This is a genomic window from Jannaschia sp. W003, from assembly GCF_025144335.1.
GTDB lineage: Bacteria > Pseudomonadota > Alphaproteobacteria > Rhodobacterales > Rhodobacteraceae > Jannaschia.
The window spans coordinates 1-26,219 of sequence record NZ_CP083543.1 but is presented as its reverse complement, the minus strand read 5'-3'; the positions used below and the strand labels follow the sequence as shown (position 1 = coordinate 26,219).

The following is a 26,219-nucleotide window of genomic DNA, read 5'->3' as shown; positions in this document are numbered from 1 at the left end:
CTTCGACGGCTATCCCATGGCGCGGCGCGGCGACGGCGGGCTCGCGGTCACGCTCGCCACCCTCGCCTCGGTGATCGGCGGCATGATCGGCGCACTGTTCCTGATGTTCCTTGCGCCCCCCCTCGCCACGGTCGCGCTCGCCTTCGGGCCGCCCGAGTACTTCTGGCTCGCCGTGTTCGGCCTCACACTGGTCTCGGCCCTCTCGGTCGGCAACATGCTCAAGGGACTGATCGGCGCCTGCCTCGGCCTGCTGATGTCCATGATCGGCATCGCGGTGATCGGCGCGGACGTGCGCTTCACCCAAGGCAGCCAGGTGCTGCTCGGCGGCATCGACATCGTGGCCGGGCTGATCGGGCTCTACTGCATTCCCGTGCTGATCGACCTCGTCGCCACCCGCGATCCGCACCTCGATCCCGGCGGCGGGCGGTCCGGCTTCCGCCTGCGCGAAGCCCTCGGCATCCTCGGCCGCGAGAAGCTAAACGCCGTGCGCTCCTCGGTGATCGGCACGCTGGTAGGAATCCTGCCCGGCGCGGGCGGCTCGGTGGCGAGCCTCGTCTCCTACGCGGAGGCCCGGCGCGCATCGCGGAACACCGACGCTTACGGACGGGGCGAGCCGGGCGGGCTCGTCGCTACGGAGGCCGCCAACAATGCCACCGTGGGCGGTGGCTTCATCCCCACCCTCGTGCTCGGCATCCCCGGCACGCCCCCCGACGCCGTGATCCTCGGCGCGCTCTTCGTGCAGGGCATCCGCACCGGGCCGACCCTGTTCACCGGGCAGGGCGAGATCGTCTACACCTTCATCTTCGGGCTGATGATCGGCACGATCCTGATGCTGCCCGTGGGCCTGCTGATCGGACGCTACGCCTATCGCGGCATCATCGCGATCCCCAAGGCGGCGCTGGTGCCTACCATCGCGCTGATGACGATCATCGGCTCCTACGCCATCCACAACAACCTCCACGACACCGCGATCATGCTCGGCCTCGGCGTCGTGGGCTGGGGGCTGAACCGCGTGGGCTTCGCGCCGTCGCCGATCGTGCTGGGCCTCGTGCTGGGGCAGATCGCCGAGCAGGGCTTCGTGCAGTCCTGGCTGATCGGCGCGGCGCAGGGCAAGCTGTGGGGCCAGTTCCTGCTGGACCGACCGATCAGCATGGCCATCGTGGCGCTGGCGGCGCTGACGCTCCTCTACCCGCTGGTCGCGGCGCGCCTCGGCGCGGCCAGCGCCGCGCCGGCCGCCGGGCGGGGGCGCGGCGATGGATAGGCGTCGCCCCCCCGTCCACGACCCCGCCGGCACCGCCGTGGCGCTGGGGCTCGCGGTGCTGGGCGGCGCGGTGGTCTGGCAGGCGCAGCGGTTCTCGACGCTGGGGCAGGTGTTTCCGGTGGCCATCGGCGGCGCGATGGTCGTGCTGTGCCTGCTGCTCGTCGCGCGCAACGTGGCCGCGGGCCGCCGCCCGCCGCCCGAGGCCCCGGACCGCGCCGCCGCCGGGGCGGACGCGCCGGCGCGGGGGGCGGCGTGGCGCCGGGCGACGCTCGTCGCGGTCATGGCCGCCTGGGTCGCGCTGCTGCCGGTGCTCGGCTTCCTCGCGGCGAGCCTCTTGGGCTATCTCGGCGCGATGGCCGTCGCGGTGCACGACCGCATCGGGCGGCGCGAGGGGGTCGTGCTGGCGGCCGCGGTCGCCCTGTTCCCGCTCGGCTTCTGGCTCCTGATGGTCGAGGTGCTGCGCATCCCCGTGCCGCGCGGCCTCCTGTTCTGAAACCCACCCCGCGAGGCCCCATGCGCATCTTAGAAATCCGCGAGCGGACCGTCTCGATCGCCAGTCCCATCGCCAACGCCTTCATCGACTTCTCGCGCATGACCTGCTCGGTGGTGGCCGTGATCACCGACCAGCGGCGCGACGGGGAGCCGGTCGTCGGTTTCGGCTTCAATTCCAACGGCCGCTACGGGCAGGGCGCGCTCATGCGCGAGCGCATCGTTCCCCGCATCCTCGAGGCCGACCCGGACACGCTGGTGGACGAGGCACGGGCCAACCTCGACCCCCATGCGATCTGGGCCGCGATGATGCGGAACGAGAAGCCCGGCGGGCACGGCGAGCGCTCGGTCGCCGTGGGCACGATCGACATGGCCGTGTGGGATGCGGTCGCCAAGATCAAGGGCGTGCCGCTGTGGCGCCTGCTGGCCGACCGCTACCGGGGCGGCGCGGCGGACGGGAGCGTGTGGGTCTACGCGGCGGGGGGCTACTACCATCCCGGCAAGGGGCTGGAGGGGCTGAAGGGCGAGCTGCGCTCCTACTGCGACCGCGGCTACCGCGCCTGCAAGATCAAGATCGGCCTCGCCCCGCTGGATGAGGACCTCCGCCGCATCGAGGCCGCCCTGGAGGTGGTGGGCGAGGGGGCCAACCTCTGCGTCGACGCCAACGGCCGCTTCGACCTTCCCACCGCGCTCGCCTACGCCGAGGCGATGGCTCCCTACGGCCTGCGCTGGTACGAGGAGGCGGGCGATCCGCTCGACTACCGGCTGCAGGCCGAGGTCTCCGCTGCCTACCCGCACGCCATGGCCACGGGCGAGAACCTCTTCTCGCACCAGGACGCCCGCAACCTCGTGCGCTACGGCGGCATGGACCCCGCGCGCGACGTGCTCCAGTTCGACTGCGCGCTCTCCTACGGGCTGGTGGAGTACATGCGCACCCTCGAAGCCATCGCCGCCGAGGGCTGGTCGAGCCGCCGTGTGGTGCCTCACGGCGGGCACCAGATGTCGCTCAACATCGCCGCGGGCCTGCACTTGGGCGGCAACGAGAGCTACCCGGACGTGTTCCAGCCCTTCGGCGGCTTCGCCGACCACACCAAGGTCGTGGACGGGCGGGTCGGGCTGCCGGGCGTGCCCGGCGTGGGCTTCGAGGCGAAGGCCGACCTCCACGCCCTCCTGCGGCGCGGGCTGCTGGATTAGGGGCGTGCGTCCGCGGACGACATCGCAACTGCATGGTTCAGCTCTTGTCCGATCTTGCAGCGCGCGCCGGTTCATGGCGATGCCGCGATCCAGATCAACGATCGAGGTCGTCTGCGGCTTGCCGCCGGCCGAGCACCGTGCGACCGACGTCGCCTTCTCGCGCACCTGCCCGGGGCCTTCGATCGACCGCGATCCGCGCTCGTGCTTCCGGGTTGGACGGGACGCCGCCGGCGGGGTAGCCCCTGAAGCATGTTCCCCGGCTTTCAGCGCTTCGAGATCGAGACGGACACGCCCTCGGGCGGAGCGACGATCCGCGGACGCGCGGGCGGATCCGGCCCGCCGCTCCTTCTGCTGCACGGCTATCCCCAGACCGGGGCGATGTGGCACCTTACGGCTCTGGCGCTGGCGGAACACTACAGCGTCGTGGTGCCGGACCTGCGCGGCTACGGCCGCTCCTCGAAGCCGGGGACCGCCCCGGACCACGCGCCCTACTCCAAGCGCGAGATGGCGCTCGACATGGTGCAGGTGATGGCCGCCCTCGGGCATGAGCGCTTCCACGTGGGGGCGCACGACCGCGGCGCGCGGGTCGCGCATCGCATGGCCCTCGACCATCCCGGCGCGGTGCGCTCGCTCGCGCTGCTCGACATCGCGCCCACGCGCGAGATGTACCGCGAGACGACGGAAGGCTTCGCCCGCGCCTACTGGCACTGGTTCTTCCTGACCCTTCCGGCGCCCCATCCCGAGACCATGATCGGGGCGGACCCCGAAGCGTTCTGGAGGCTGAAATGCGGGTCGGGCTGGGCCAACGGATCGCCGGGGTTGGACCTGTTCGCTCCCGAAGCTCTGGCCGAGTACCTTGCGTGCTGGACGCCCGAGGCGATCCACGCGTCCTGCGAAGACTACCGCGCGGCCGCCACCATCGACATCGCCCACGACGACGCCGACGGGAAGCGGCGCGTCGCGGCGCCGACCCTGGTGCTGTGGGGCGCGAACGGCGCGGTTGGGCGCTGGTTCGACCCACTCGCCCTCTGGCGCCGCCGTGCCGCCCAAGTGACGGGCCGCGCGCTGCCGGGCGGTCACTACCTCGCCGAGGAGCTGCCCGAGGCGGTGACCGAGGCGATGCTCGAACACTTCTCCACCCACGAGGACAGCTGAATGGCCGACTACCGCATAGCCTCCCTGCCCGGCGACGGGATCGGCCGCGAGGTGATCCCCGAGGGGCGCCGCGCCGCCGACGCCGCGATGGCGCGGGTCGGGCGCACCATCGAATGGGCCGACTACGATTGGTCCTGCGAGACCTACGCCGCTACGGGGCGGATGATGCCCGAGGACGGCGTGGCGCGGATGCGCGACCACGACGCGATCTTCCTGGGCGCCGTGGGCTGGCCCGGCGTGCCCGACCACGTCTCGCTGTGGGGCATGCTGATTCCACTGCGCCGCGAGCTCGACCTTTTCGCCAACGTCCGGCCCGTGCGGCTGATGCCGGGCGTGCCCTCGCCGCTGGCGGGGCGCACGCCCGAGGAGGTGGATTTCGTGGTGGTGCGCGAGAACGTCGAGGGCGAGTACTCGTCGATCGGCGGGCGCATCTACGGCGGCACCGAGCACGAGGCGGCCTACCAGCAGGCCGTGTTCACCCGGCGCGGCTGCGACCGGATCATGGACTACGCGTTCGAGGTGGCCGCCGCCCGGAAGGCGCGCGGCAAGCGCGGCAAGGTGACGAGCGCCACCAAGTCCAACGGCATCGTCCACACCATGCCCTTCTGGGACGAGCGCTTCGAGGCGGCCAAGGCGCGCCATCCCGGCACCCCGACCGACCAGTTCCACATCGACATCCTGTGTGCGCGCTTCGTGACGAACCCCGAATGGTTCGACGTGGTGGTGGGCTCGAACCTCTTCGGCGACATCCTGAGCGACCTGGGACCGGCGGTCGCGGGCTCGATCGGCATCGCGCCGGCAGCGAACCTCGATTCCACCCGGCGCAGCCCGTCGATGTTCGAGCCGGTCCACGGCTCAGCCCCCGACATCGCAGGAAAGGGCATCGCCAACCCCATCGCCGCTGTCTGGACGGCGGCGATGATGCTGGAACATCTTGGCGAGACCGAGGCCGCGGGATTGATCGAGCGCGCCATGGAGGCCGCACTGGCGGACGATGCGGCGCGCACCGCCGACCTCGGCGGCACGGCCACCACGCGGGCCTCCGGCGACGCGGTCGTGGCGGCGATCGAGCGGGCCTGAAGAGACGCGGGCGGGCAGTCCCCCGGCGGGGCAGCGAGCACAGCGGCGGGAGACGATGTCGTCGGGGCGACATATCTTCCGGCAGGTCGGAGGGTACAGCACCGCCAGCCCCGCGGAAGATCCCGATGATCCGACGACGGCCATCGGCGATCCTGCATCTCGGTAGCCACTTCGACACGTGCCCGCGTCGCTTCGCTCACTTCGTCGTGGCCGCCGAGCGCGCGGCTCGCCGGCGTGACCGACATACCCGCAGCCTGGCTCACGTCCCTTAGAGTCACCATGGGGCCGGCATGGCTCCGTAGCCGCGGAACGCGAGGGGCGGGGCAGGGGGCTCAGGGTCCGACCTCGTCGAGTACCGCCCGCATCCCGGCGATCGCTTCGCTTGCAGCGACTTCTAGTCCCTCGCGCGTCACGTGCCCCGTTAGCGGCAATTCCAGCGTGAGGCGCAGGCCGGGCAGCAGCGCGCGCAGGAGGGCGGCGAGGTCGACCCGGCTCGCGCTTGGGGCCAGTCGATCGGCGCGCGAGGCGTGCGACAGAGCGGTTCCGTCCGGGGGCCATCGCGAAGGCACGTCGTACAGACGTCCGAAGGTTAGGCAGCCGGACGGCACGGCTGCGAGGTCGGCAAGCTGGTTCCGTTTAGCGTTGGAGGGTGTGCAGACCATGTGCACCGCGCCCGGATCAGCGCCGCCGGCGGCAAGGAACGGCTTCCAGTCACAAGGATCGCAGACGGATGCGAGCTGAATGCGCCCCCACCACATTCATCGGGGTCTCAATGACGGACGGCGTGAGATACGAACCAGGGGTCGGCTTTGCTACCGGTTTGCTGATGAGACGCTTCGGCGGCGGGTATTCACCGGATCGGCGGCCCAATGCTTGCCGCGCTGACGAAACGACCGGGACCACACCCCGCCGCCTACTCCGCCCGCGTGATCTGGTCCATCAGCGCGGCGCGGTCGGTCATCTGCCAGGTCTCGGCGATGGCGCCGTCCTCGATGCGGTGCACCGCGATGGCGCCCACGGAGACGTCGCGGCCCGTGGCGGGGATGCCGAAGAGGGTGCCGTCGTGCCGTCCGTGGACGGTGCCGCGCACCGTGACGGTACCCTCGGCGGCGATCACGTCATCGACTTCGAAGCGCACGCCGCTGAGGCCCTCGGCGACCTCGGCGCGCAGGGCGATCACCGCCGCCGCGTCGCGGTCGGGCTCGGAGCCGGAGACCCCGCGCGACACCCATTCCGGCGACACCACTTCGCCCAGCGAGGCCGCGTCGCCGGCGTTGAGCGCCGCATAGTAGCGCTCCACCATGTCGAACGCCTCGTCCTCGGCCAGCAGCGGCGAGGCGAGCGCGTCGGCGAAGTGGCCCACGTCGGGCGTCGCCGACTTCAGCCGCAGGTAGCCCAGCACCTGGTTGCCGCGGTCGGGGTCGAGCACGAGGATCTCGCCCTCCAGCACCCTGAACTGCGTCAGCTCCTCGATGTTGGTGTAGTGGGTCACGATGAGGAGGGGGCCCTTCCGCTCCGGATCGCCATCCCATTCGGAGACGCGCCGGGCCAGCACGGTCGTGTTCCGGGCACCCTGCAGCGACAAGAGGAGGTTGAGTTCGTCGTCGGTCTCGACGGGCATCGCGGCGGCCGCCTCGGGATCGACGTGTGCCACCCCTTCGAGCAGGCTCTCCACGGTCTGCTGGTTGCGGCACCACCGGCTGGCGACGATGCGCGAGGGCAGGACGTCGTTGGCGGCCATGAGCGCGCCGAGGTCGCGCATGCGCGCGCGGCCCTCCTCGATCATCACGCGCTGGTTCGCGCAGTCGTCCGGCGCCACGTCCTTCACGTCGAGCTTCGACCAGTCCGTGGGCCCGTGCCGCATCAGGAACACCACGTCGTCGCGCGTGAACATCTCGGTGATGAGCTGGTAGGGCTCGAAGCGCAGCACGTCGTCGACGCCGGCCGCGCCGGGGCCCGAGCCGGCCTCCATCGACATCTCGCCCATGTGGGTCGTGACTTGGGTGACCTTGCCCGCGGGGGCGTCCGATGCGGTCTGGGCCGTGGCGGGGACGGCGAGCAGCGCGGCGAGGGCGAGCGCGAAGCCGGCCGCGAGGAGGGGCAGGGCTAAGGCGAGGGGTCGGATCATCGGGCTCTCCTTGGGAAACGCGGGACGGCGCGCGGACACCGGACGTCTCGCGCCCCGATCTCGCGGGCGCGGACGACCTGTTCCTCGCCCCGCCCAATGTAGACCGTCATCGACGGGAAGGCGAAGGCCGTGCCGCATTCCGCGACGATCTTCATGACGGCGAGGTTCATTTGCTCGCGAACGGCGAGGCTGGCGGCGCCGACGCGCGCGACGGTGGCCCATGCCCCGCGGGTCGCGCCGGCCGCGCGGGTGGTGGACCGGGCGTCCGGAACGAGGCGGTCGAGGTCCGGCGTGAGGCCGTCCCAGGTCTGGCCCTCGAATGCGGCCGAGATCGGGTATTCGGGAAGCAGTCCTTCCGAGCAGTCGCGCGCCGCCCGAGGTCTCGGGATGCCCGGATGCCCGCGAAGCCGCACCGCCCTTCGGGGACACAGGGGAGGCGACGATCGGACATTTGCTCACGACGGAGTGGACGACGTGGCTCCGCCAACGACCTCATCCAGTGACGCAACGTCGTTCAGAACGAACTGAACATTATGGTTGCCGTGCGCGTCACCTTCGCACTACGCAGCAGCGACCCGGCGGAGCCCCCATGACCGATCCCGACCCCAAGACCCTGTTCGTCGAGACCGTGGGCACCATCGCCCAGGGCGACGGCCTGCCGCGCAACACCGGGCGGGTGATGGCCCTGCTGCTGTGGGAAGGCGAGGCAGTGCCCTTCGGCGCCCTGGCCGAGCGGCTCGGCATCAGCCGCGGCTCCGTGAGCAGCGCCGTGCGCATGCTGGAGGAGCGGGGCCTCGTGCGCCGGTCGGCGCGTCCGGGCGAGCGGGGCGACCGCTTCGAGATGGCGCCCGATCCCTTCGCCACCCTTCTCGAAGGCCACGCCACGCGCACGGCGCGGGTCGGCGCGCAGGTGGGCGCGATCGTGGCGGGGGTGGACTCGGCGCCGCACCGCGACCGCGTGGCCCGCTACGCGGCCTTCTACGACACCCTGTCCCGCAGCCTCCACGACGCCGCGGCCACGTTGCGCGACGGCCCCGTATCCGGAGACGATGCATGACCGACGACCCGAACGCTGCATCTGCCTCCGACACCGTCGCCGCCACCCCCGCCCCCGAGCCGCTGCGCTTCGACACCGACCGGGGCGCGTGGCGCGCGCGGGCGATCGCCGCCGCGCTGGTGGTGCTGCTGGCGGGCTGGATGGGCTCGGGCTACGTGCTTCCCTCCGAGGAAGCAGCCGAGGGTGCGCCCACTCGCGCTGAGGCGGTGCCCGTGACCGTGGCCGTGCGACCCTCCACCGCCGAGCCGGTCCGCCTGTTCCTCGCGGCCGAGGGCCAGGCCCGCCCCGAGCGCACCGTGCAGGTGCCCGCCGAGACCTCTGGAACCGTGGCCGAGGTGCGCGTCGCCAAGGGCGAGGACGTCGAGGCCGGCGCGGTGATCGCCGTGATCGACGCCGCGCAGCGCGTGGCCGAACTCCGGCGCGCGCAGGCGGACGAGGCGCGAACGCAGCGCGAGTTCGACAATGCGACCACGCTCCTGGGCCGGGGCGCCGGGACGGTCGACCGCGTCGCGCAGGCCGAGGCGGCGCTCGCCTCCGCGCGCGCCGCGCTGGCCGCCGCCGAGGAGCAGATCGCCTCCACCGAGATCGTGGCCCCCTTCGCGGGCCGCATCGAGGGGCTGGACGCGCGCGTGGGCGAGTTCGTGCAGGCCGGCGCCGCGGTCGCCACGCTGGTGGACGCGACGCCCCTGACGGTCGAGATCCGCGTGCCGCAGCAGGCGCTCGCCTCGCTGGAGGTCGGGCTTCCGGCGGAGGTCGCGTTCATCACCGGCCAGACCCGCGAGGGGACGCTCAGCTTCCTCGGCACGGCGGCCGACGCCGAGACGCGCACCTTCCTGGGCGAGGTCTCGGTCCCGAACCCGGGCGGGCTGATCCCGGCGGGCATCTCGGCCGAGGTGCGGATCCCGACGGGCCTGCGCGTGGCGCATTTGGTGTCGCCCGCGATCCTGTCGCTGGGCGACGACGGCGGCTTGGGCATCAAGACCCTGCGCGAAGGGGACGTGGTCGCCTTCGACCCCATCGAGATCGTGCGCGCCGAGAGCGGCGGGCTGTGGGTCACGGGGCTTCCTGATCAGGCCACCATCGTCACGGTGGGGCAGGGCTTCGTCACGGCCGGCGAGCGCGTCACGCCGCGAGCCGAGGGCGAGCTGCTGGCCGAAACCGGGGCCGGGACGCCGCCCGAGGCGGCGCCCGATCCCGCCGCCCCGGGCGCGATGGAGGGCATTCCGCCAGCCGCCGATGCGCAGGAGGCGCCCGATGCGGCCGCGCCGGCGGTGCCAGAGCCCGCCGCGCCCGAGATGTCGGAGGCCCCCGCGGCCGACCCCGAGACGATCACCCGCACCGTCGCCATCGTGCCGGCGGAGAAGGCGGCGCCCGCCGAAACCGAAGCTGCCCCCGCCACCATGCCCCGCCCCGTGCGCGTCGCCGTGGCCCAGGCCCGCCTCGGCGCGCGCGGCTACGACGTCGGCCCCGCCACCGGGCAGGAGAACCCGCGCACCCGCCTCGCCGTGGCCCGCTATCAGGAGGCCGAGGGCCTGCCGAAGTCCGGCGAGCTGGACGATGCCACCCTCCAGCGCCTCGAGACCGCGCCCGCCGCGCCCGCCGAGATCGCGGTGCTGCAGGAGGTGCTGGACGAGCTGGGCTACGATCCGGGCGGCGTGGACGGCGTGCTCGGGCCGGGCACGCAGGCGGCCTTGCGCGACTTTCAGTCCGACGCCGGGCTCGAGCCCACGGGCACGCCCGACCTCGCCACCGGCGCCGCCATCGTGCGCTCCGTGCAGGAGCGGGACCAGTGAACGCCCTGATCGACGCCGCCCTCTCGCGCTCGCGGGTCGTGCTGCTGGCGCTCGCGGCCCTCCTCGCCGTGGGCGCCTTCGCCTACGTGGCGATCCCCAAGGAGTCCTCGCCCGAGATCCCCATACCCAACGTTTACGTGTCCACGGGACTGGAGGGCATCGCCCCCGCCGACGCCGAGCGCGTGCTGGCCGAGCCGCTGGAGACCGAACTGGCCTCGCTTGTCGGGCTGAAGAGCATGACCACGAACGCCGCCGAGGGGCGCGTCAGCATCAACCTGGAGTTCGAGCCGGGCTTCGACGCCGCGGTCGCGCTCGACAAGGTGCGCGAGGCCGTGGACCGCGCGGCGCCCGAGCTGCCGGATGACGCCAGCGAGCCGGTCGTCACCGAGATCAACACCGCGCTCTTCCCGGTCCTCACCGCGATCCTGTCCGGGCCCGTCCCGGAGCGCACCCTCGACGCCATCGTCGAGGATCTGCGCAAGCGCATCGAGGCGCTGGAGGGCGTGCTCGAGGTGGACATCGGCGGCCAGCGCGACCCCCTGCTGGAGGTGCTGATCGACCCCACCGTGTTCGAGACCTACGACATCTCGTTCGACGAGCTGATCGGCCAGATCACCCGCAACAACCGCCTGATCGCCGCCGGCGCCATCGAGACCGAGGCCGGGCGGCTGGTGCTCAAGGTGCCCGGCCTTATCGAGAGCGTCGAGGACGTGCTGAGCCTGCCCGTGAAGGTGCGCGGCGAGACCGTGGTGACCTTCGAGGACATCGCCAGCGTGCGCCAGACCTTCGAGGACCCCACCGGCTTCGCGCGCATCGACGGCCGCCCCGCGCTCGCCCTCGAGATCAAGAAGCGCTCGGGCGCCAACATCATCGAGACCGTGGCCGCCGTGCGCGAGGTGGTGCGCGCCGCCTCCGCCGACTGGCCGCCCACGGTGCGGGTGGACTACCTGCAGGACGAATCCGAGCAGGTCGAGACCCTGCTCGCCGACCTGGAGGCCAACGTGATCGCCGCCGTGGTGCTGGTGATGGTGGTGATCGTCTGGGCGCTCGGCCTGCGCTCGGCGATCCTGGTGGGCGTCGCCATCCCGGGTGCGTTCCTGGCCGGCATCGCCGCGCTCTGGGCCATGGGCTACACCGTGAACCTCGTGGTGCTGTTCAGCCTGATCCTCGTGGTGGGGATGCTGGTGGACGGCGCCATCGTGGTGGCCGAGCTGGCCGAGCGGCGCCTGCAGGAGGGCGCCGCCCCGCGCCGGGCCTACGCGGATGCGGCCTCGCAGATGGCCTGGCCCATCATCGCCTCCACCGCCACCACGCTATCGGTGTTCTTCCCGCTCCTGTTCTGGTCGGGGACGATCGGCGAGTTCATGAAGTTCCTGCCCATCACCGTGATCCTGACGCTGACCGCGTCGCTCTTCATGGCGCTGGTCTTCGTGCCCGTGCTGGGCGGCGCCATCGGTCGGCGCCAGCCGCAGAGTGCGGCCGCCAAGCGCGCGCTGCACCTCGCCGAGCACGGCGATCCGCGCGCGCTCCCCGGCTTCTCGGGCACCTACGTGCGCCTCCTCGATCGCGCGATCCGCCACCCCGGCGTCACGCTCGTGCTGGCTGTCGCAGGGCTGGTCGGGATGGTAGCCCTCTACGCCGAGCACGGTCGCGGCATCTCGTTCTTCCCCGAGGTCGAGCCCGAGTTCATGGCGGTGGAGTTGTCCGCCCGCGACAACTTCTCGATCTACGAGCGCGACGCGCTCATGCGCCAGGTCGAGGCCGCGGTGGGGGACCGGCCCGAGATCGCCTCGGTCTACGCCCGCACCACCAACGGCGCCGGCGGCTCGGAAGAAGTGATCGGCACACTCCAGATCGAACTGATCGACTGGTCCGAGCGCCGCTCTGCCGCGCTGATCGGCGAGGACGTGCGCGAGGCCCTCTCCGCAATCCCCGGCATCGGCGTCGACGTGCAGACCGCCTCGGGCGGGCCGACCTCCGGCAAGCCGGTTAACTTGCGCCTCACGGTGCGCGACCCGGCCGCGCAGGACGCCGCTGTGGCCGCGGTGCGCACGCAGATGGCGCGCATCGGTGGCTTCACCGACATCGCCGACACGCTGCCCCTGCCGGGCGTGGAGTGGTCGCTGGAGGTGAACCGCGCCGAGGCCGCGCGGCTTGGCGCCGACATCAACCTGCTGGGCCAAGCCGTCCAGCTCCTGACCCGCGGCATCACCGTGGCCGACTACCGCCCCGCGGGCAGCGACGGCACCGTCGACATCCGCGTGCGCTTTCCGGCCGAGGACCGCACGCTGGAGGAGTTGCAGGGTCTGCGCGTGCCCACCGCGTCGGGGCTGGTGCCCATCGCCAACTTCGTGCGCTTCGAGCCCTCGCCGCGGACCGGCACCATCACCCGCATCGATCGCGAACGCGTAGTGACCGTGGAGGCGGGGGTCGCACCGGGCGCCAATGTCAACGAGAAGACCGTCGCTCTGCGCACGGCGTTGCAGGCGGCCGACTTGCCCCCCGGCGTGACCGTCTCCTTCGCGGGAGAGGCCGAGGACCAGGCGGCGTCGATGACCTTCCTCGCGGGCGCATTCCTGGCCGCCATCGTTCTGATGTTCGTGATCCTGCTGATCCAGTTCAACAGCTTCTGGCAGAGCTTCGTGGTCATGAGCGCCATCGTCTTCTCGGTGGCCGGCGTGCTGCTCGGCCTCCTCGTCACGGGCCGGCCCTTCGGCATCGTGATGGGCGGCATCGGGGTGATCGCGCTGGCCGGCATCGTGGTGAACACCAACATCGTGCTGATCGACACATACAACGCCCTGAAGCGCGGCGGCATGGCCCCCTTGGAGGCGGCGCTGCGGACGGGCGCGCAGCGGCTGCGGCCCGTGGTGCTGACCTCCGCCACCACGGCGCTGGGGCTGATGCCGATGGTGCTGGGCGCCAACCTCGACTTCTTCCGCCGCGAGATCGTGTTCGGCGCGCCCTCCACGCAATACTGGACCGAGCTGTCGGCCGCGATCGTGGGCGGCCTCGCGGTCGCCACCGTGCTCACCCTCGTGGTGACCCCCGCCATGCTGGTGCTCGGCGAGCGCCGCGCGGACCGGGCCGCGCCCGCAGCCCCGGTGCCGGCAGAGTAGCCCCGCGCGAAGGAGACGCCCGATGAACGCGAACGCAAGCCACGCCGCCGCCCCCCGGGCGCCCGCGCTCGATCCGGCCACTCTCTCGGGTCAGGTGCTGGCACGGGTGCAGATGCCGAATGCAATCCTCGATCCGAATCTGCCGAATGCGACCCAGCGTAGGCTCACGAATCACTGCCGCCGTGCCGGCCTTCCGTCGAGGGCACTATCGAGTTCGATTGGCGTTCCGAGGGGCTGAATGCCGTTATGCGGCTTCCGTAGCTTCAGTGCCCGGCGCAAACCTCGAGAATGGGAGATACGGCATGAGAATCCATGTCACGAGCGTCTTCGTCGACGATCAGGACAAGGCGGAGCGGTTCTACTGCGATGTGCTCGGCTTCGTGGTGAAGACCGACGTTCCGGTTGGAGCACACCGTTGGCTCACGGTCGTGCCCTGCGAGCAGCCGGACGGGACAGAACTGCTGCTGGAGCCGAGCGACCACCCGGTCGTGCAACGCTACCGGGCGGCACTGGTCGCGGACGGCATTCCCGCCCATTCGTTCCAGGTCGACGACCTCGGTGCGGAATGCGATCGGCTGCGAGGGCAAGGCGTCGCGTTCGCGCAGGACCCGACGGACGCTGGGCCCGTCCGGGTGGCGGTCATCGACGATACCTGCGGAAACCTGATCCAGTTGATCGAGGTGCGCGACGCGGGCGGCGGGTAGAACGCCTCTCCCGCCGGCTGCGTCCGGGACCGCGATCACAGAAGCAGATGCGGACCCCGGTCATGAAGGCGTTCGGATCCGGGTGGCCCATTCACCCGAACAGATCGCGAGATCAATCCGACGTTGGAGGCGGAGATGGTGAAGCCCGCCGTTCGACGACAAGCGCCGGCAGGCGCTCGTCTTGCAGGACATCTCTGCGGGAAACGACGAGCCACTCTCGGCCCCTTCGAAAGGGCCGCCGGGCGGCCTCCACCTCAGTCCCCGGCGCCGACCACCGCCTTGCCGCCGCGGTAGACGAGCTTGCCCGTGCCCAGTGCGCCCTTTGCGGCGAGGCGGGTGGTGCCGGCGACGACGTCCACGGTGTTGTCGACCACCTGCCCGGCGGTGCTTGCCGAGAACGCGGCGACGAGGGGCAGGAGAGCGAACAGCGCGAGCGTGCGAACGAGTTTGAACGTCTTGGGGGTCTCCTCCTCGGACCGGTGATCGAGTTCGTCGACGGCGACCGGTGCGGTGCCACCCAAGGTGGGCATACGGCATCGCCCGATGATGAGGGAAACGACAACGGTTTGCCCTTGAGGCGAGCGTCGCTTATCGGGAGGGCATGGACATCACCCTCATGCGGACCTTTCTCGAGGTCGCCGCGAGTGGCAGCTTCGTGCAGTCCGCCGACAAGCTGTTCGTCACCCAGTCCGCGGTCTCGCTGCGGATCAAGCGGCTCGAGGAGCAGCTTGGCCATGCCCTCTTCACCCGCTCCAAGGCAGGCGCGGAGCTGACCGCCGAGGGCGAGGCGTTCTCGGGCTACGCCCTGTCGCTGGTCAAGATCTGGGAGGAGGCGCGCCAGCAGATCGGGATCCCGGACGGCTTCGACAGGGCGATCTCGATCGGTGCCGAGCAGTCGCTGTGGTCACGCTTCGGCTTTCGCTGGATCGACGCGATGGAGGCGCGGATGCCCGATCTGAGCATCCGCGCGGAGTTCGGCCAGCCCGACCGGCTGACGCGGTTCCTCGTGGAGGGGGTGATCCAGGCGTCGCTGACCTACCTGCCGCAGGTGCGGCCCAACCTGCGGGTCGAGAAGCTGTTCGAGGAGGACCTCGTCCTCGTCGCCGGCTGGCCCGATCCGGATCTCGGGCGGATGGACGGGCGCTACGTGATGATCGACTGGGGACCCGAGTTCGTCCAGGCCCACGCGATCGGTCTTCCCGAGCTGAAGTCCGGCAAGACGCTGGCCCTCGGCGCGCTCGCGACGCGCTTCGTGGTGAACCGCGGCCTGGCCGCCTACCTGCCGGCCCGCGCGGTCGCGCCCCTGATCGACGCCGGGCGCCTCCACCTTGTGCCCGACGCACCGATCTTTCCCTACCCGGTCTGGCTGGTCTGGCGCGAGGACATGGACGAAGCGGTGCGGGACGGGGCGCGCAAGGCGCTGGCGGACGTGGTCGGCGCGGCGGTGGAGGCGCAGGAGGCCGTGCTTGAGGATCTGGAAGACGCATCGGAAGAAAGCGTCGGAACCCTCGGCGCGAGCCATGAGGATTAGTGTCCTCAAGCTTGCTTGTTTTGAATTTCAATCGCGCGTCGTGCCCCGCTACCTCACCCTCAACGGAAAGCGGCGGCATGGATGATCCTGTCGGCGGCCTTTCCACCGAGAGGACCGCTTCAATGAAGACGCTGTTCGCAACCACTGCCGCGCTCGCCCTCGTTCTTGGCGCGCAGGCCCACGCGCAGGCCACCAACCTCACCGGCGTGGAGCGGCTCGACGACCGCATCGACGACATCACCGAGGACGCGCAGGACGACCTCGCCGAGGGCCAGGACGCGGAGCGCTTCTCGACGCTCGGCGTGCCCCAGGGCCTGCGCGGCTCGGCCGCGCTCACCTTCTCGGGCGCCAACGGCAACACCGACACCGGCGAGCTCTCGGCCGCGGCGCGCATGACCTACGGCGTGGGCCAGTTCTCGCACAGCTTCGGCCTCGCCGCCGAGTTCGGCGAAGCCAACGGCACGCGCAACGAGGAGAAGTTCTTCGCCACCTACGAGGGCACCCGCGCCTTCACGCCCGCCCTCTACGCCTTCGGCACGGGCCGCTTCGAGTACGACGGCTTCGCCACCGTGGAGCGCGACGCGTTCCTGGGCGGCGGCCTCGGCTACCGGATCCTGAACACGCCCCAAGCCGCCTGGCGCGTGCAGGCCGGCCCCGGCATCCGCTACACCGACCTCGCCAGCGGCACCGACGAGACCGAAGGCGCCGGCATCCTGTCGTCGCGCTTCTTCTACGGCCTGACCGACGCGGTCTCGCTGACCAACGACACCGACGTGCTGACCTCGGACATCAACACCCTGGTCACCAACGACTTCGGCGTGAACTTCCGCGTGAGCGACAACCTGTCGACCCGCGTGAGCTACCGCACCGAGTACAACGACGATCCCCTGCCGGGCTTCCGCAACGCCGACAACACCCTCGGCGTGTCCCTCGTCGTCGGCTTCTGAAGCCGGCGCCACTCATCACGATCGCAGCCGGCGGCGGCATCCCGCCGCCGGCTCCCCCGAACGCCACACGGACCAGAAGGTCCGGATGGCGTTTTACTCTTGGATATCTCGCAACACGGCCCGCAAGGTTGTAGTTCAGGCGGCGAGGTCGTGCCGAAGCACTACGCGGACGCGAGCGGGATTACGGATATCGGTGCTGGTGGAAGAGGTCCTAAGGCCTCGCAATCGGCCTCGCTGTCCCAACCGTCAGCGGCTACGCAGCATACCATCCCCCGGCAGTCGCTCGACGCCAGGTTCAAGGTCGCTACGTGCGGCTGGCGAGCGCTGATCTCCGGTACCCACACCAACCGCCATCAACTTCACGCCATGTTCGACGCCCCTTCGAGGGTAGCACGGTGCTTACCTGCGCGCGAAAGAGCCCTTCCCGTCTTTCACGAGTATAGAGCCACCGCCTGTCGCGCGTAGACCGCCGTGCTATCTCGCGCCCATCCGCGTATCGCGTTCTTGCCAGGGTCGCGATCAGTTCACGCGAGGCGGGGCCCCTATCCCATATCCGATATCTCGAGGCACGGCGGTTCTGATCGCACCTTGGAGAGCGTGGTCCCGGGATCGTCCGCGGCCACAGGGGTGGCGCGCGCCGATCCCGCGCCGGCCGATCTGGTCCCTCAGCCCGCATCCGGCGGCAGGACGAGTATGGCGCGGAAGTCGTTGACGTTGGTCAGCGTCGGGCCCGTCACGACCTGTCCACCAGCGGCGGCGAAGAATGCGTGGGCGTCGTTCCCGGCCAGCGCGGTGGCGGCATCGACGCCTGCCGCGCGGGCGCCGGCCAGCGTGTCCGGGCCGGCGTAGGCGCCGGCGACCTCGGCGGCGCCGTCCACGCCGTCTGTGTCGCAGGCGAGGACGTGGATGCGCGGGTGCCCGTCGAGCGCCAGCGCCGCCGCGAGGGCGAACTCGGCGTTGGGACCGCCCGTGCCGTCGCCCCGGCGCGTGACGGTGCACTCGCCGCCCGACAGGAGGAGGGCGGGCGCGTCCGATGCCCGCAGCCCGGCGGCGACGTCGAGGGCCGCCCTCGCCTGCGCCGCGCCCAGCTCGCGCGCCTCGCCCTCCAGCGCGTCGCCGAGGGGGCGCACCGCGACCCCAGCTGTGCGCGCAACCTCTGCGGCGGCCTCCAGCGAATGGCGCGGCGCGGCGATCACGCGCACCTCGGACCGCGCCAGCCGCGGATCGGTCGCCGGAAGCGCGCCTTCGGAGGCGACGAGGACGTCGCACAGCGCCCGAGGCAGATCAATGGACCAGCGGTCGAGGATCTCGGTCACGGACGCGCCGCCCGGATCGCGGTCGCCTACGGTCGGGCCCGAGGCGATCTCCGAGGGGTCGTCGCCTGGCACATCTGAGATGACGAGGCTCAGGACGCGGGCGGGGTGGCAGGCGGCGGCGAGGCGGCCGCCCTTCACCATCGACGCCGCCTTGCGGACCCGGTTCATCGCCCCGATCGGCGCGCCCGAGCGCAGGAGCGCGGCGTTGAGCGCCTGCTTGTCGGCCAGCCCCAACCCGGGCGCCGGCGCGCAGAGAAGCGACGAGCCGCCGCCCGAGATCAGCGCGATCACGAGGTCGTCCGGTGTCAGTCCCTCCACCAGCCGCAGGAGCCGCGCCGTGGCCGCCAGCCCCGCCTCGTCGGGCACGGGATGGGCGGCCTCGGCGATCTCGATCCCCGCGCAGGGGCGCGCGTAGCCGTAGCGCGTGAGGACGAGTCCCTCGCAAGGGCCGTAATGGGCCTCGACCGCCTCGGCCATGCGCGCGCTGGCCTTGCCCGCGCCGATCACCAGCAGACGCCCCGCGGGCCGCTCGGGCAGATGCGGCGGCACCACCGCGAGGGGGTCCGCGCGGGCGACGGCGACGTCGAACAGGCCGGCGAGGAAGGCGCGGGGGTCGGCAGGCATCAGCGGGCGAGCCGGGCCGCGTAGTCGCTGACCAGGAGGTGGGTCGGCGGCGCGTCCTCCTCAATCTCCGAGAACCGGCCGATGGGGTCGCGGAAGACGTTGTCGGTCTCGTCGTCGTTCACGGTCGAGACCTCGCCGATCAGCACCTCGCCGCCCTCGCCCCAGAAGGCGTGCCAGTCGCCGGGGCGGAGCGTCACGCTCTCGCCCGGCTCTAGGCGCAGCTTCTCGCCCGGCCCGTAGTCGCGCGCGATCCCGTCGAGCCACACGCGCCCGCCCCGGTCCTCGGCGAAGCCGCCATCGTCGTCCGAGCCGTAGAGCTCCACGACCAGGGTCGCGCCGCCGCGGTTGATGATGTCCTCGGCCTTCAGGCGGTGGGTGTGCATCGGCGAGAGCTGGTCCTGCCCCGAGATCAGCAGCTTCTCGGCGTAGCACATGCCGCCGCCGCGCTGGAGGTCCGACAGCAGGCCGTTGCGCAAGGTGAACAGGAACAGCCCCATCTCGGCATAGCGTCCCGCGCCGTAGTCGGTGACGTCCCAGCCGCAACGGGCGTCGATCACGTGCCGCGCCTCGTCCGCCCGCGCCGCCAGCTCGTCCGGCGACCACCGGGCGAAGGGCGGCAAGGCGAAGCCGTGGCGGGCGATGGTCTCGGCCCCCTCGGCGATGAGCTGGTTGATGCGCGAGCGCTTCATGCGGGCTGCCTTTCGCGGGAGAGGAACTCGATTACCATCGCCGCCGTCCACGTGAACCGTCCGCCGCCGCAGGGGGCGCCGGTCTGCGGATCGTAGTACTCGGCGAAGCCGCTGTCTGCGATCAGCGCGAGACTGTCGGCCACGATGCGCTCCGCCACCGCCGTCTCTCCGGCCGCGCGCAGGCCGTCGGCGATCATGTAGTTGACGATCAGCCAGAGCGGGCCGCGCCAGTAGCGGCGGCCGTCGTACTCGGGGGCGGCCGGGTCGTGGCTGGGCACCGCGAAGCGCGCCCGCTCGGCCAGCGCCTCGATGCGGCGCGCGATGGCGGCGGCACGGGGGGCGGGGACGGGCGCGAAGGCCGCGAGCAGGCCGCCCACCGAGGGGCTGTCCACGGGCGCGCCGGCGACGCGGTCCCAGCACAGGTACTGGCCGTGCGCCTCGCTCCAGAGGCCGTCCAGGGCCGCGAGGCCCCGCTCGGCTTGGCCGCGCAGCCGCGCCGCGAGCGCGCCCTCGGCCAGTTCGTCGGCGAGCCGCGCGAGGTCGAAGCCGGAGCGCACGAGGATCGCGTTGAAGCCCGGATCGACCACACGGAAGGGCGAGGCGTCGTGGATCTTCGCGTTGTCCCAGCCGAGGTCCCGGAACCCCTGCACGAGGGCGACGTATCGCTCGTACTGCTCTTGCGTGGGCCGGTGCGCGGGGTTGGCGTGGCCCGTATCGCGGCGCACGAAGGGCTCGACCCCTTCGGTGGAGACGCGGGCGAGGGCGGCGTCCCAGTCAACGGAGTTGTCGCGCCCCGACTCCCAGGGGTGGACGATCGCCACCAGCCCGGTGCCCTCGGGGTCGCGGCAGCGCATGAACCAGTCGTGCCAGGCGGCGATCTTCGGCAGGAGGGCGCGGGCGGCGCGCTCGGCCGCCGCGCGGTCCCGCGCGCGCTCGACCAGCCGTGCCAGCGCGAAGCCCGCCACGGGCGGCTGGGTGATGCCCGAGGTCGGCACGGCGCGCCCCGTGCGCCAGACGTCGGGGCCGGGGAAGTAGCCGTCGTCGGGCTGGTGGAACACGATGTGGGGGACCATGCCGTCCTCCCACTGGTGGTCCAGCAGGGTCTCGATCTCGCGGAAGGCGCGGGCCTCGTCGAAGCGGGCCTGCCCCAGCGCGGTGAGGCACGAGTCCCAGTTCCACTGGAACGGGTAGAGGCCTTCGGTCGGCACGGTGTAGGTGCCCCGGTCGTTGGCACGGAGGATCGCCTCGGCCTCGCGCAAGAGGGCGGCGGTGTCGAGCGCGGTCATGCCACGGCCCTCGTGGTCTCGGGGTCGAACCAGCGCACGCGCTCGGGCATCGACGCGAGGCGGATCGCGTCGCCGGGGCGCAAGCGGAGGTCGCTGTCGAGCACGGCGCGGATCATGGTGCCGTCCACCTCGCAGGTCACCAAGAGGTGGGCGCCGAGGGGCTCCACCAGCTTCACGGTCGCGGGCAGCCCATCGTCGGCGAGACGCATGTCCTCGGGGCGGATCGCGTAGCGCAGGGGGCCGTTCGCAGCGGTCGGCCCGCTCACGGTCTCTCCGGCCACGCGCCAGCGGCCGTCGCCGGCCTTCTCGGCGCGCAGGAAGTTCATGGGCGGGTTGCCGATGAAGCCGGCCACGAACTCGGCCGCCGGGTTGCGGTAGACCTCGATGGGGCTCGCGGCCTGCACGATCCGGCCCTCGTGCATGACGCTGATGCGGTCGGCGAGGCTCATGGCCTCGACCTGGTCGTGGGTGACGTAGATCGCGGTGGTCTTGGACTCGGCGAGCACGCCCTTCAGCTCGGCCCGCATCTCGAGGCGCAGGAGCGCGTCGAGGTTGGACAGCGGCTCGTCCATCAGGATCACGTCCGGCTCCATGGCGAGCGCGCGGGCCACGGCGACGCGCTGGCGCTGGCCGCCCGACAGCTCGCCCGAGTAGCGCTTCAGGAGCTGCTCGATGTGCATCAGCGAGGCGGTGCGCTCCACGCGGCGCTTCACTTCGTCGTTGGGCAGCTTCTGCATCCGCAGCCCGAAGCCGATGTTCTCGAACACGGTCAGGTGCGGGAACACGGCGTAGTTCTGGAACACCATGGCGATGCCCCGGTCCTTGGGGGGCAGGTGGTCGACCCGGCGCCCGCCGATCCAGACCTCGCCTGTGGTGGCGGTCTCCAGGCCCGCGACGATGCGCAGGAGTGTGGTCTTGCCGCAGCCCGAGGCGCCGAGCAGCACCATGAACTCGCGGTCGGCGACGACGAGGTCGATGCCGTGCAGCGCCTGGTAGCCTCCGAAGCGCTTGGAGACGTTCCTGATCTCGATTTCTGCCATCGGTCTCTCCTTCGGGCCCCCGCCCCGCCTCAGCGGTTGGCGATGCCCCACATGGCGAACAGGTACTTGCGCACGGCGAAGATGAAGACGAGCGCCGGCACGACGAGGATGAAGCCGCCTGCGAACTTCAGGTGCAGCGGCGACTCGGCGAGGCTCTGGAGCAGGAACGCCGGCAGGGTGCGGTTCTCGATTGTGAGCACCGCGGCGGCGAAGACCTCGTTCCAGGATATCACGAAGGCGAAGATCGCCGACGCGGTGATGCCCGGCAGGATCAGCGGCAGCACCACCTTGGTGAAGGCGGTGAACCGCGTGCAGCCCAGCGTCCAGGCCGCCTCCTCCAGCTCCACGGGGATGCCCGAGAACAGCGAGAAGGTGATCAGCACCGCGAAGGGGATCGCGAGCGTGGTGTGCACGAAGGCGAGGCCGAGCACGGTGTCGTCCAGCCCGACGCGGATGAACAGCACCGCGAGGGGCAGGGCGAGCAGCGGCAGCGGGAAGGCGCGCGTGAGCAGGATCAGGAGGCGGAACAGCTCCTTGCCGCGGAACTCGAAGCGCGACAGCGCGTAGCCCGCGGGCGCGCCCACGAGGATCGACAGGATCATGGTCAGCACCGCGACCTCGAGCGACGACCACAGCGCGTCGATCATGCCCTGGTAGCGGGTGAAGAACGCGAGGCTGCCGAGGTCGAACTCCGGCACCGCGGACTTCGGGAAGCTGTTCACCGCCTCGGGTGAGCTGAGGGTGTTCACCAGGAGCAGGTAGAGGGGCACCAGCACCCAGGCGCACAGCAGCACCACGCCGGCCACGTAGAGGAAGCTGCCCGCGCTGCGGACGGGGATCGGGGCCGGATCGCCCGTCGCGGCGGGCGCGGCCATGGAGGCCTGGCTCATATGGTGGCTCCCTTGGGCACGCGCAGGGCGCGCAGGATGACGAGGGTGGCGGCGATCGAGATGGCGAGGATGATCAGCGCCAGGGCGGCGGCCGCGCCGCTGTCGTTCAGGTCGAACTGGTAGGCGTAGGTCTGGCCCATCAGCACCGGGAACAGCGTGCCGCCGAGGGCGGCGACCACGGCGAAGACCTCGAAGGCCAGGATCACCCGCAGCACCAGCGCGGTCTGCAGCGAGGGCCGCAGGAGCGGCAGGGTCACGCGGGTGAACTGCTTCCAACGCGAGGCGCCGAACACCTCGGCGGCCTCGTAGTACTCCTTGGGGATCAGGCCGATGCCGGCCACGATGATGACGAGCATGATCGCGGTGGCGCGCCAGATCTCGGCCAGCGCGATAGCCAGGAACACCATGGGCAGGTTCTGGTAGCTCAGGAAGCTCACGGGCCGGTCGATCAGGCCGAGGCCGGACATCATCGAGTTGAGGAAGCCCGACTGCTCGAAGATCGCGAGCCAGATGATGCCCGCCGCGAGGTCCGAGATCCCCAGCGGGATCGTCCAGACGTAGAGGACCAGATCGCGCCCCTTTTTCATCCGCACCACCATGGTGGCCATCAAGAGCGACAGGGCCAGCTGGATCGGCACCACCACGGCGGCGAGCAGCAGCGTGTTGCCCAGGGTCGCGTTGAACTTCCAGTAGCCGGTCACCTCGCGGAAGTTCTCGAGGCTCCACGCGCCGTCGTCGGTGAAGGCGACCTGCGCCACCAGCACGAAGGGGTAGATGAAGAAGACCAGCAGGAAGAGCGTGACCGGCAGGATCAGCAGGTACGGCAGGCGCGCGGAATTCATGCGAGACGCTCCGGCTTCGCGGGGGAGGGAGGGGGTGCGCCCAGGCCGGGGAGAAGCGGCCCGGGCGCACGTGTCAGTGGCTACGCGCCAGTCACTCGACCGGGCAGGCGCCCTCCGACGGGGCGTCCGGGGCCCAGCAGGGGGCGCCGGTCTCTTCCATGATCGCGCGCAGCGTCTCGGCCTGCTCGTCGAGCACGTCGCGCACCGGCTGGCCGGCGAGCACGATCCGCTCGAAGGTGTCCGAGAAGACGCGGGAGAAGTCGCCGCCCTTGTCGCCGAGGCCGGCCGGCAGGAGGCCGGGGTTGGCGTCGGCCGAAGCGCTCATCTTCGCCACCGCGTCTCCGGCCGCCTTCACCGCCGGGGGCAGGTCATCGGGCAGCTCCACGTCGACCACCGGAAAGAAGTTGGTGGCGCGCAGCGTGGCGATCTGGGTCTCGGGCTCCATCATGTAGGCCACCAGTGCCTTGGCCTCGTCCATGTCGGGCGCGGTGGTCGGGATCGCGAGGCCCGCGAGCACCGGCATGAAGCCGCGGCCCGAGGGTCCGGCGGGCGCCGGGAAGGCCACGAAGTCGTCGGGGCGCTGGTTGAAGGCGTCCGCGAGGCGCGAGGTGTGGTCGAAGGCGATCCACACGTCGTCGTTCAGCAACTGCTCCTGCATGAACGAGAAGTTCGTGGACGACGGGTTGGTGTGGCTCCAGAGCTCCTTGAAGGTCTCCCAAGCCGTGACCGCTTCGTCCGAGGCGAAGGTGCGGACCACGCCGTTCGTGAAGGACGGGTAGAGGTAGCCTTGGAAGAAGCGGTGCTTCAGGCCCTTGGGGCCGGCCGGGAAGCCGAACAGCTTGCGGCCCTCGCCCTCCTCAACGGCGGCCGACCAGGCGATCAGCTCGTCGTAGGTCAGCGCGTCGATGTCGGCGCCCTCGGGAAGGTAGTCCAAGGCCTTGCGGTTCGCGGCCATGATGTAGGAGGCCTGCATCCACGGCATGTAGCGCATGGAGTCGGTGCCCAGCATCGACAGCTCGTTGAACGTGTCCGAGGTGGACTGCACGCCGAGGTCGCCCAGGGGGACCATCGCGTCCGGGTCGAGCGCGGCGAAGTCGCCATGCAGCGCGCCCAGAACGCCGATCGAGCCGCTGCCGGCCTCGAGCTCGGCCTGGAGGCGGGTCAGCCAGGGGCCGCCCTCGTTGGGCTGGAAGTCCACCTCGGAGGGGGCGCCAGCGAGCACCTGCTCGCGCATGGCCTGCGCCTCCTCGGCAGGGCGGGCCTGCGTGGACCACATCAGGACCTCGGCGCTCGCGGCGGCGCCCCAGAGCAGGGCGGCGGCGGAGGCCGCGGCGGCGAGCTTGCGTCGTTGGGTCATCGTTCTCTCCCTTTGGCGCCCGGCACGCGCGGCCGGGCTTCGTGTGTGCCGTCCGCGCCGCGCCATCCCCGCGCCACGGATCCCGGTCGGCGGCGCACGGATGCGCACGGACATCGCCCCGCGCCGATGCGTAAGGTTTGATACATCGTTATATCATCTGTCAACGGTTAGTTTCGGCCCGGTCTGGCACGGATTGCCCGTTTCCGGTGCTGGATTTGCTTGCTACGCCTCTCCGGGCGCGCATTCCTGCAAGAACGTTATACCGCCCGAAGGACCCCCATGCCCCGCAAGCCCACCCTCGGAACGGTCGCCAAGGAGGCAGGGGTGTCGATCCCGACCGTGAGCCAGGTGATGCGCGGCACGGGGCGCATCTCCGAGGAGACCCGCGCCAAGGTGCTGCGCGCCGCCGCGGCGCTGCACTACCTGCCCAACTCCCAGGCCGCGGCCATGCGCTCGGGCGAGCGGCGCGAGATCGGGTTCGTTCTCAACCGCCTCGGCAACCCCTTCAACGCCGAGGTCGTCAGCGGCGCGGTCGACCTGCTGGAGGCCGAGGGCTACCTCGTCTCGCTGCTCGACGGGCAGGACGACCCGGACAAGCAGTTCCGGCAGATCGAGGCGTTCATCCGCCACGGGCGGGGCGGGCTGATGTGGGTGCCTGCCGTGGGCACGCCGCCCCGCACCCTCGACCTGCTCGCCGCCCACGACGTGCCCACGGTCACGTTCCTTCGGCCTGCCGGGGGGCGCTTCGACTACGTGGGCATCCGCAACGCCGAGGCCACGGGCGCGGCCACGCGCCACCTCGCCGCGCTCGGACACCGGCGCATCGCCTATCTCGGCGGCACCGACATGACCTACGTGCGCGAGCAGCGCATCGCGGGGTATGGCGCGGCGATGCGGGATGGCGCCCTGGGCGAGCCGGTCATCTGGCCCTCGCCCGACGGGCGGCGCGCGGGGATGGAGGCGATGGCGGCCCTGCGCGCGGCCCACCCCGGCGTGACGGCGGTGGTGTGCAACGGCGACATGGTGGCGCTGGGGGCCTGCATCGCCCTGGCCCGCGAGGGGCTGGTGCCGGGGCGCGCGGTGTCGGTGGTGGGCTTCGACGACATCGAGGACGCGGCGCTCGCGATCCCGCCCCTGACCACCATGGCGACCGCGCCCGCGCGCCTCGGGCGGCGGCTGGCGCGCGTGCTGCTGGGCCGCATCGGCGACCCCGAGGGGCCACCCAGCGTGACCGAGGTCGCCGCCACCCTCGCCGTGCGCGCCACCACGGGGCCGCCGGTGTAAGCGTGCTCAGGCGGCGGCGTGCGTCCCCGCGAGGCGGCCGAACACCGCGCCCGAGGTGAGGCCCGAGCCGCCGGGGTAGCCCTCGTAGAACACGCCGCCCACCATCTCGCCGCAGGCGTGGAGGCCGGCGATCTCGGTCCCGTCCTCGCGCATCACCGCGCCCCGGTCCGAGACTCGGAGGCCGCCGTAGGTGAAGGTAATGCCCCCGGTGACGGGATAGGCGCGGAACGGACCCTGCTCGATGGGCTGGGCCCAGTTGCTCTTGGGCGGCGCGATCCCCCGCGCGGCCTTGCCGTCGAGCGCGGTGGGGTCGAAGGCCGCCTCCCGGTCGCAGGCGGCGTTGTAGGCCTCCAAGGTCGCGCGCGCGCCCTCGGGGTCGACGCCCGCGAGCTGCGGAATCAGCGCATCTAGCGTGTCGGCCTCGACGTAGTGG

22 protein-coding genes and 1 pseudogene are annotated in these 26,219 nt (G+C 71.5%); 11 read left to right on the top strand and 12 right to left on the bottom strand.

Annotated elements, in window-relative coordinates; translation table 11 throughout:
* Position 1: 1 nt before the first annotated feature.
* The 4 genes and pseudogenes from K3554_RS16395 to K3554_RS16380 all read left to right on the top strand — a co-directional run.
* A pseudogene (locus K3554_RS16395) lies at positions 2-1,754 on the top strand (tripartite tricarboxylate transporter permease); the annotation flags it as partial.
* Between the two features lie 20 nt (positions 1,755-1,774).
* Positions 1,775-2,944, top strand: coding sequence for a mandelate racemase/muconate lactonizing enzyme family protein (locus K3554_RS16390; RefSeq protein WP_259946135.1), 1,170 nt, complete (start codon positions 1,775-1,777; stop codon positions 2,942-2,944).
* 249 nt (positions 2,945-3,193) lie between these two features.
* Positions 3,194-4,099: an alpha/beta fold hydrolase gene (locus K3554_RS16385; RefSeq protein ID WP_259946132.1), complete on the top strand. Its 906-nt coding sequence runs from the start codon at positions 3,194-3,196 to the stop codon at positions 4,097-4,099.
* A complete protein-coding gene (locus tag K3554_RS16380; RefSeq protein WP_259946130.1) occupies positions 4,100-5,179 on the top strand; it encodes a tartrate dehydrogenase in 1,080 nt (359 codons plus the stop codon).
* A 332-nt stretch (positions 5,180-5,511) separates the two neighbouring features.
* On the opposite strand, the gene K3554_RS16375 is transcribed toward K3554_RS16380, so the two are convergent.
* From K3554_RS16375 to K3554_RS16365, 3 genes are all read right to left on the bottom strand, one after another.
* A complete protein-coding gene (locus K3554_RS16375; RefSeq protein WP_259946127.1) occupies positions 5,512-5,841 on the bottom strand; it encodes a hypothetical protein in 330 nt (109 codons plus the stop codon).
* Positions 5,842-6,092: 251 nt separating this feature from the next.
* On the bottom strand, positions 6,093-7,307 hold the full coding sequence (locus tag K3554_RS16370) for an ester cyclase (RefSeq protein ID WP_259946124.1): 1,215 nt from the start codon (positions 7,305-7,307) through the stop codon (positions 6,093-6,095).
* Positions 7,304-7,720, bottom strand: a complete 417-nt coding sequence (locus K3554_RS16365; protein WP_259946121.1) for a hypothetical protein — start codon at positions 7,718-7,720, stop codon at positions 7,304-7,306. The genes K3554_RS16370 and K3554_RS16365 overlap by 4 nt, the downstream gene beginning before the upstream one ends.
* Before the next feature lie 176 nt (positions 7,721-7,896).
* On the opposite strand from K3554_RS16365, the gene K3554_RS16360 reads away from it, so the two are divergent.
* The 4 genes from K3554_RS16360 (at position 7,897) to K3554_RS16345 (ending at position 13,980) form a co-directional block, all read left to right on the top strand.
* Positions 7,897-8,364, top strand: a complete 468-nt coding sequence (locus tag K3554_RS16360; protein WP_259946119.1) for a GbsR/MarR family transcriptional regulator — start codon at positions 7,897-7,899, stop codon at positions 8,362-8,364.
* Positions 8,361-10,157: an efflux RND transporter periplasmic adaptor subunit gene (locus K3554_RS16355; protein ID WP_259946118.1), complete on the top strand. Its 1,797-nt coding sequence runs from the start codon at positions 8,361-8,363 to the stop codon at positions 10,155-10,157. The genes K3554_RS16360 and K3554_RS16355 overlap by 4 nt, the downstream gene beginning before the upstream one ends.
* Positions 10,154-13,276: an efflux RND transporter permease subunit gene (locus K3554_RS16350; protein WP_259946164.1), complete on the top strand. Its 3,123-nt coding sequence runs from the start codon at positions 10,154-10,156 to the stop codon at positions 13,274-13,276. Before K3554_RS16355 ends, K3554_RS16350 begins: the two co-directional genes overlap by 4 nt.
* A 302-nt stretch (positions 13,277-13,578) precedes the next feature.
* The gene (locus K3554_RS16345) at positions 13,579-13,980 is read left to right on the top strand and encodes a VOC family protein (protein WP_259946161.1); all 402 of its coding nucleotides are present in this window, start codon (positions 13,579-13,581) and stop codon (positions 13,978-13,980) included.
* Between the two features lie 254 nt (positions 13,981-14,234).
* Here the strand turns inward: K3554_RS16345 and K3554_RS16340 are convergent, their stop codons facing one another.
* Positions 14,235-14,510 carry a hypothetical protein gene (locus K3554_RS16340; RefSeq protein WP_259946158.1) on the bottom strand — a complete coding sequence of 92 codons (276 nt, stop codon included), beginning with the start codon at positions 14,508-14,510 and terminating at the stop codon, positions 14,235-14,237.
* 71 nt (positions 14,511-14,581) lie between these two features.
* Between K3554_RS16340 and K3554_RS16335 the strand changes: the two genes are divergently transcribed.
* Together K3554_RS16335 and K3554_RS16330 are read left to right on the top strand one after the other, a co-directional pair.
* Positions 14,582-15,511 carry a LysR family transcriptional regulator gene (locus K3554_RS16335; RefSeq protein WP_259946156.1) on the top strand — a complete coding sequence of 310 codons (930 nt, stop codon included), beginning with the start codon at positions 14,582-14,584 and terminating at the stop codon, positions 15,509-15,511.
* A 122-nt stretch (positions 15,512-15,633) separates the two neighbouring features.
* Entirely contained in the window at positions 15,634-16,458 is an 825-nt protein-coding gene (locus K3554_RS16330) for a YdiY family protein (RefSeq protein ID WP_259940096.1), read from the top strand.
* A 665-nt stretch (positions 16,459-17,123) separates the two neighbouring features.
* Here the strand turns inward: K3554_RS16330 and K3554_RS16325 are convergent.
* The 7 genes from K3554_RS16325 to K3554_RS16295 form a co-directional block, all read right to left on the bottom strand.
* Positions 17,124-18,398, bottom strand: coding sequence for a glycerate kinase (locus K3554_RS16325; protein WP_259946154.1), 1,275 nt, complete (start codon positions 18,396-18,398; stop codon positions 17,124-17,126).
* A complete protein-coding gene (locus tag K3554_RS16320) occupies positions 18,398-19,087 on the bottom strand; it encodes a D-lyxose/D-mannose family sugar isomerase (RefSeq protein ID WP_259946152.1) in 690 nt (229 codons plus the stop codon). The genes K3554_RS16325 and K3554_RS16320 overlap by 1 nt, the downstream gene beginning before the upstream one ends.
* Complete coding sequence (locus tag K3554_RS16315; RefSeq protein ID WP_259946150.1) at positions 19,084-20,373, bottom strand: MGH1-like glycoside hydrolase domain-containing protein; 1,290 nt, start codon at positions 20,371-20,373, stop codon at positions 19,084-19,086. Before K3554_RS16315 ends, K3554_RS16320 begins: the two co-directional genes overlap by 4 nt.
* Positions 20,370-21,413 carry an ABC transporter ATP-binding protein gene (locus tag K3554_RS16310; RefSeq protein WP_259946148.1) on the bottom strand — a complete coding sequence of 348 codons (1,044 nt, stop codon included), beginning with the start codon at positions 21,411-21,413 and terminating at the stop codon, positions 20,370-20,372. The genes K3554_RS16315 and K3554_RS16310 overlap by 4 nt, the downstream gene beginning before the upstream one ends.
* A gap of 29 nt (positions 21,414-21,442) precedes the next feature.
* Positions 21,443-22,303 (bottom strand): carbohydrate ABC transporter permease, encoded by an 861-nt coding sequence (locus tag K3554_RS16305; RefSeq protein ID WP_259946146.1) that lies wholly within the window; start codon positions 22,301-22,303, stop codon positions 21,443-21,445.
* Positions 22,300-23,145 (bottom strand): carbohydrate ABC transporter permease, encoded by an 846-nt coding sequence (locus tag K3554_RS16300; RefSeq protein WP_259946144.1) that lies wholly within the window; start codon positions 23,143-23,145, stop codon positions 22,300-22,302. Before K3554_RS16300 ends, K3554_RS16305 begins: the two co-directional genes overlap by 4 nt.
* Before the next feature lie 91 nt (positions 23,146-23,236).
* Positions 23,237-24,502, bottom strand: coding sequence for an ABC transporter substrate-binding protein (locus K3554_RS16295; protein WP_259946142.1), 1,266 nt, complete (start codon positions 24,500-24,502; stop codon positions 23,237-23,239).
* Between the two features lie 279 nt (positions 24,503-24,781).
* Here K3554_RS16295 and K3554_RS16290 point away from each other — a divergent pair, with 279 nt between their 5' ends.
* The gene (locus tag K3554_RS16290; protein WP_259946139.1) at positions 24,782-25,786 is read left to right on the top strand and encodes a LacI family DNA-binding transcriptional regulator; all 1,005 of its coding nucleotides are present in this window, start codon (positions 24,782-24,784) and stop codon (positions 25,784-25,786) included.
* Positions 25,787-25,792: 6 nt separating this feature from the next.
* Here K3554_RS16290 and K3554_RS16285 read toward each other — a convergent pair whose 3' ends face one another.
* Positions 25,793-26,140, bottom strand: a complete 348-nt coding sequence (locus K3554_RS16285) for an FAD-binding protein (protein WP_259946137.1) — start codon at positions 26,138-26,140, stop codon at positions 25,793-25,795.
* Positions 26,141-26,219: the final 79 nt, after the last annotated feature.

Bases quoted from the DNA above. Each gene is read 5' to 3' on its own strand.
- K3554_RS16330 (WP_259940096.1), top strand. From the start codon at position 15,634: ATGAAGACGCTGTTCGCAACCACTGCCGCGCTCGCCCTCGTTCTTGGC.
- K3554_RS16340 (WP_259946158.1), bottom strand. From the start codon at position 14,510: ATGCCCACCTTGGGTGGCACCGCACCGGTCGCCGTCGACGAACTCGAT.
- K3554_RS16385 (WP_259946132.1), top strand. From the start codon at position 3,194: ATGTTCCCCGGCTTTCAGCGCTTCGAGATCGAGACGGACACGCCCTCG.
- K3554_RS16290 (WP_259946139.1), top strand. From the start codon at position 24,782: ATGCCCCGCAAGCCCACCCTCGGAACGGTCGCCAAGGAGGCAGGGGTG.
- K3554_RS16300 (WP_259946144.1), bottom strand. From the start codon at position 23,145: ATGAATTCCGCGCGCCTGCCGTACCTGCTGATCCTGCCGGTCACGCTC.
- K3554_RS16345 (WP_259946161.1), top strand. From the start codon at position 13,579: ATGAGAATCCATGTCACGAGCGTCTTCGTCGACGATCAGGACAAGGCG.
- K3554_RS16325 (WP_259946154.1), bottom strand. From the start codon at position 18,398: ATGCCTGCCGACCCCCGCGCCTTCCTCGCCGGCCTGTTCGACGTCGCC.
- K3554_RS16315 (WP_259946150.1), bottom strand. From the start codon at position 20,373: ATGACCGCGCTCGACACCGCCGCCCTCTTGCGCGAGGCCGAGGCGATC.
- K3554_RS16380 (WP_259946130.1), top strand. From the start codon at position 4,100: ATGGCCGACTACCGCATAGCCTCCCTGCCCGGCGACGGGATCGGCCGC.
- K3554_RS16370 (WP_259946124.1), bottom strand. From the start codon at position 7,307: ATGATCCGACCCCTCGCCTTAGCCCTGCCCCTCCTCGCGGCCGGCTTC.
- K3554_RS16390 (WP_259946135.1), top strand. From the start codon at position 1,775: ATGCGCATCTTAGAAATCCGCGAGCGGACCGTCTCGATCGCCAGTCCC.
- K3554_RS16335 (WP_259946156.1), top strand. From the start codon at position 14,582: ATGGACATCACCCTCATGCGGACCTTTCTCGAGGTCGCCGCGAGTGGC.
- K3554_RS16360 (WP_259946119.1), top strand. From the start codon at position 7,897: ATGACCGATCCCGACCCCAAGACCCTGTTCGTCGAGACCGTGGGCACC.
- K3554_RS16310 (WP_259946148.1), bottom strand. From the start codon at position 21,413: ATGGCAGAAATCGAGATCAGGAACGTCTCCAAGCGCTTCGGAGGCTAC.
- K3554_RS16305 (WP_259946146.1), bottom strand. From the start codon at position 22,303: ATGAGCCAGGCCTCCATGGCCGCGCCCGCCGCGACGGGCGATCCGGCC.
- K3554_RS16295 (WP_259946142.1), bottom strand. From the start codon at position 24,502: ATGACCCAACGACGCAAGCTCGCCGCCGCGGCCTCCGCCGCCGCCCTG.
- K3554_RS16320 (WP_259946152.1), bottom strand. From the start codon at position 19,087: ATGAAGCGCTCGCGCATCAACCAGCTCATCGCCGAGGGGGCCGAGACC.
- K3554_RS16355 (WP_259946118.1), top strand. From the start codon at position 8,361: ATGACCGACGACCCGAACGCTGCATCTGCCTCCGACACCGTCGCCGCC.
- K3554_RS16375 (WP_259946127.1), bottom strand. From the start codon at position 5,841: ATGGTCTGCACACCCTCCAACGCTAAACGGAACCAGCTTGCCGACCTC.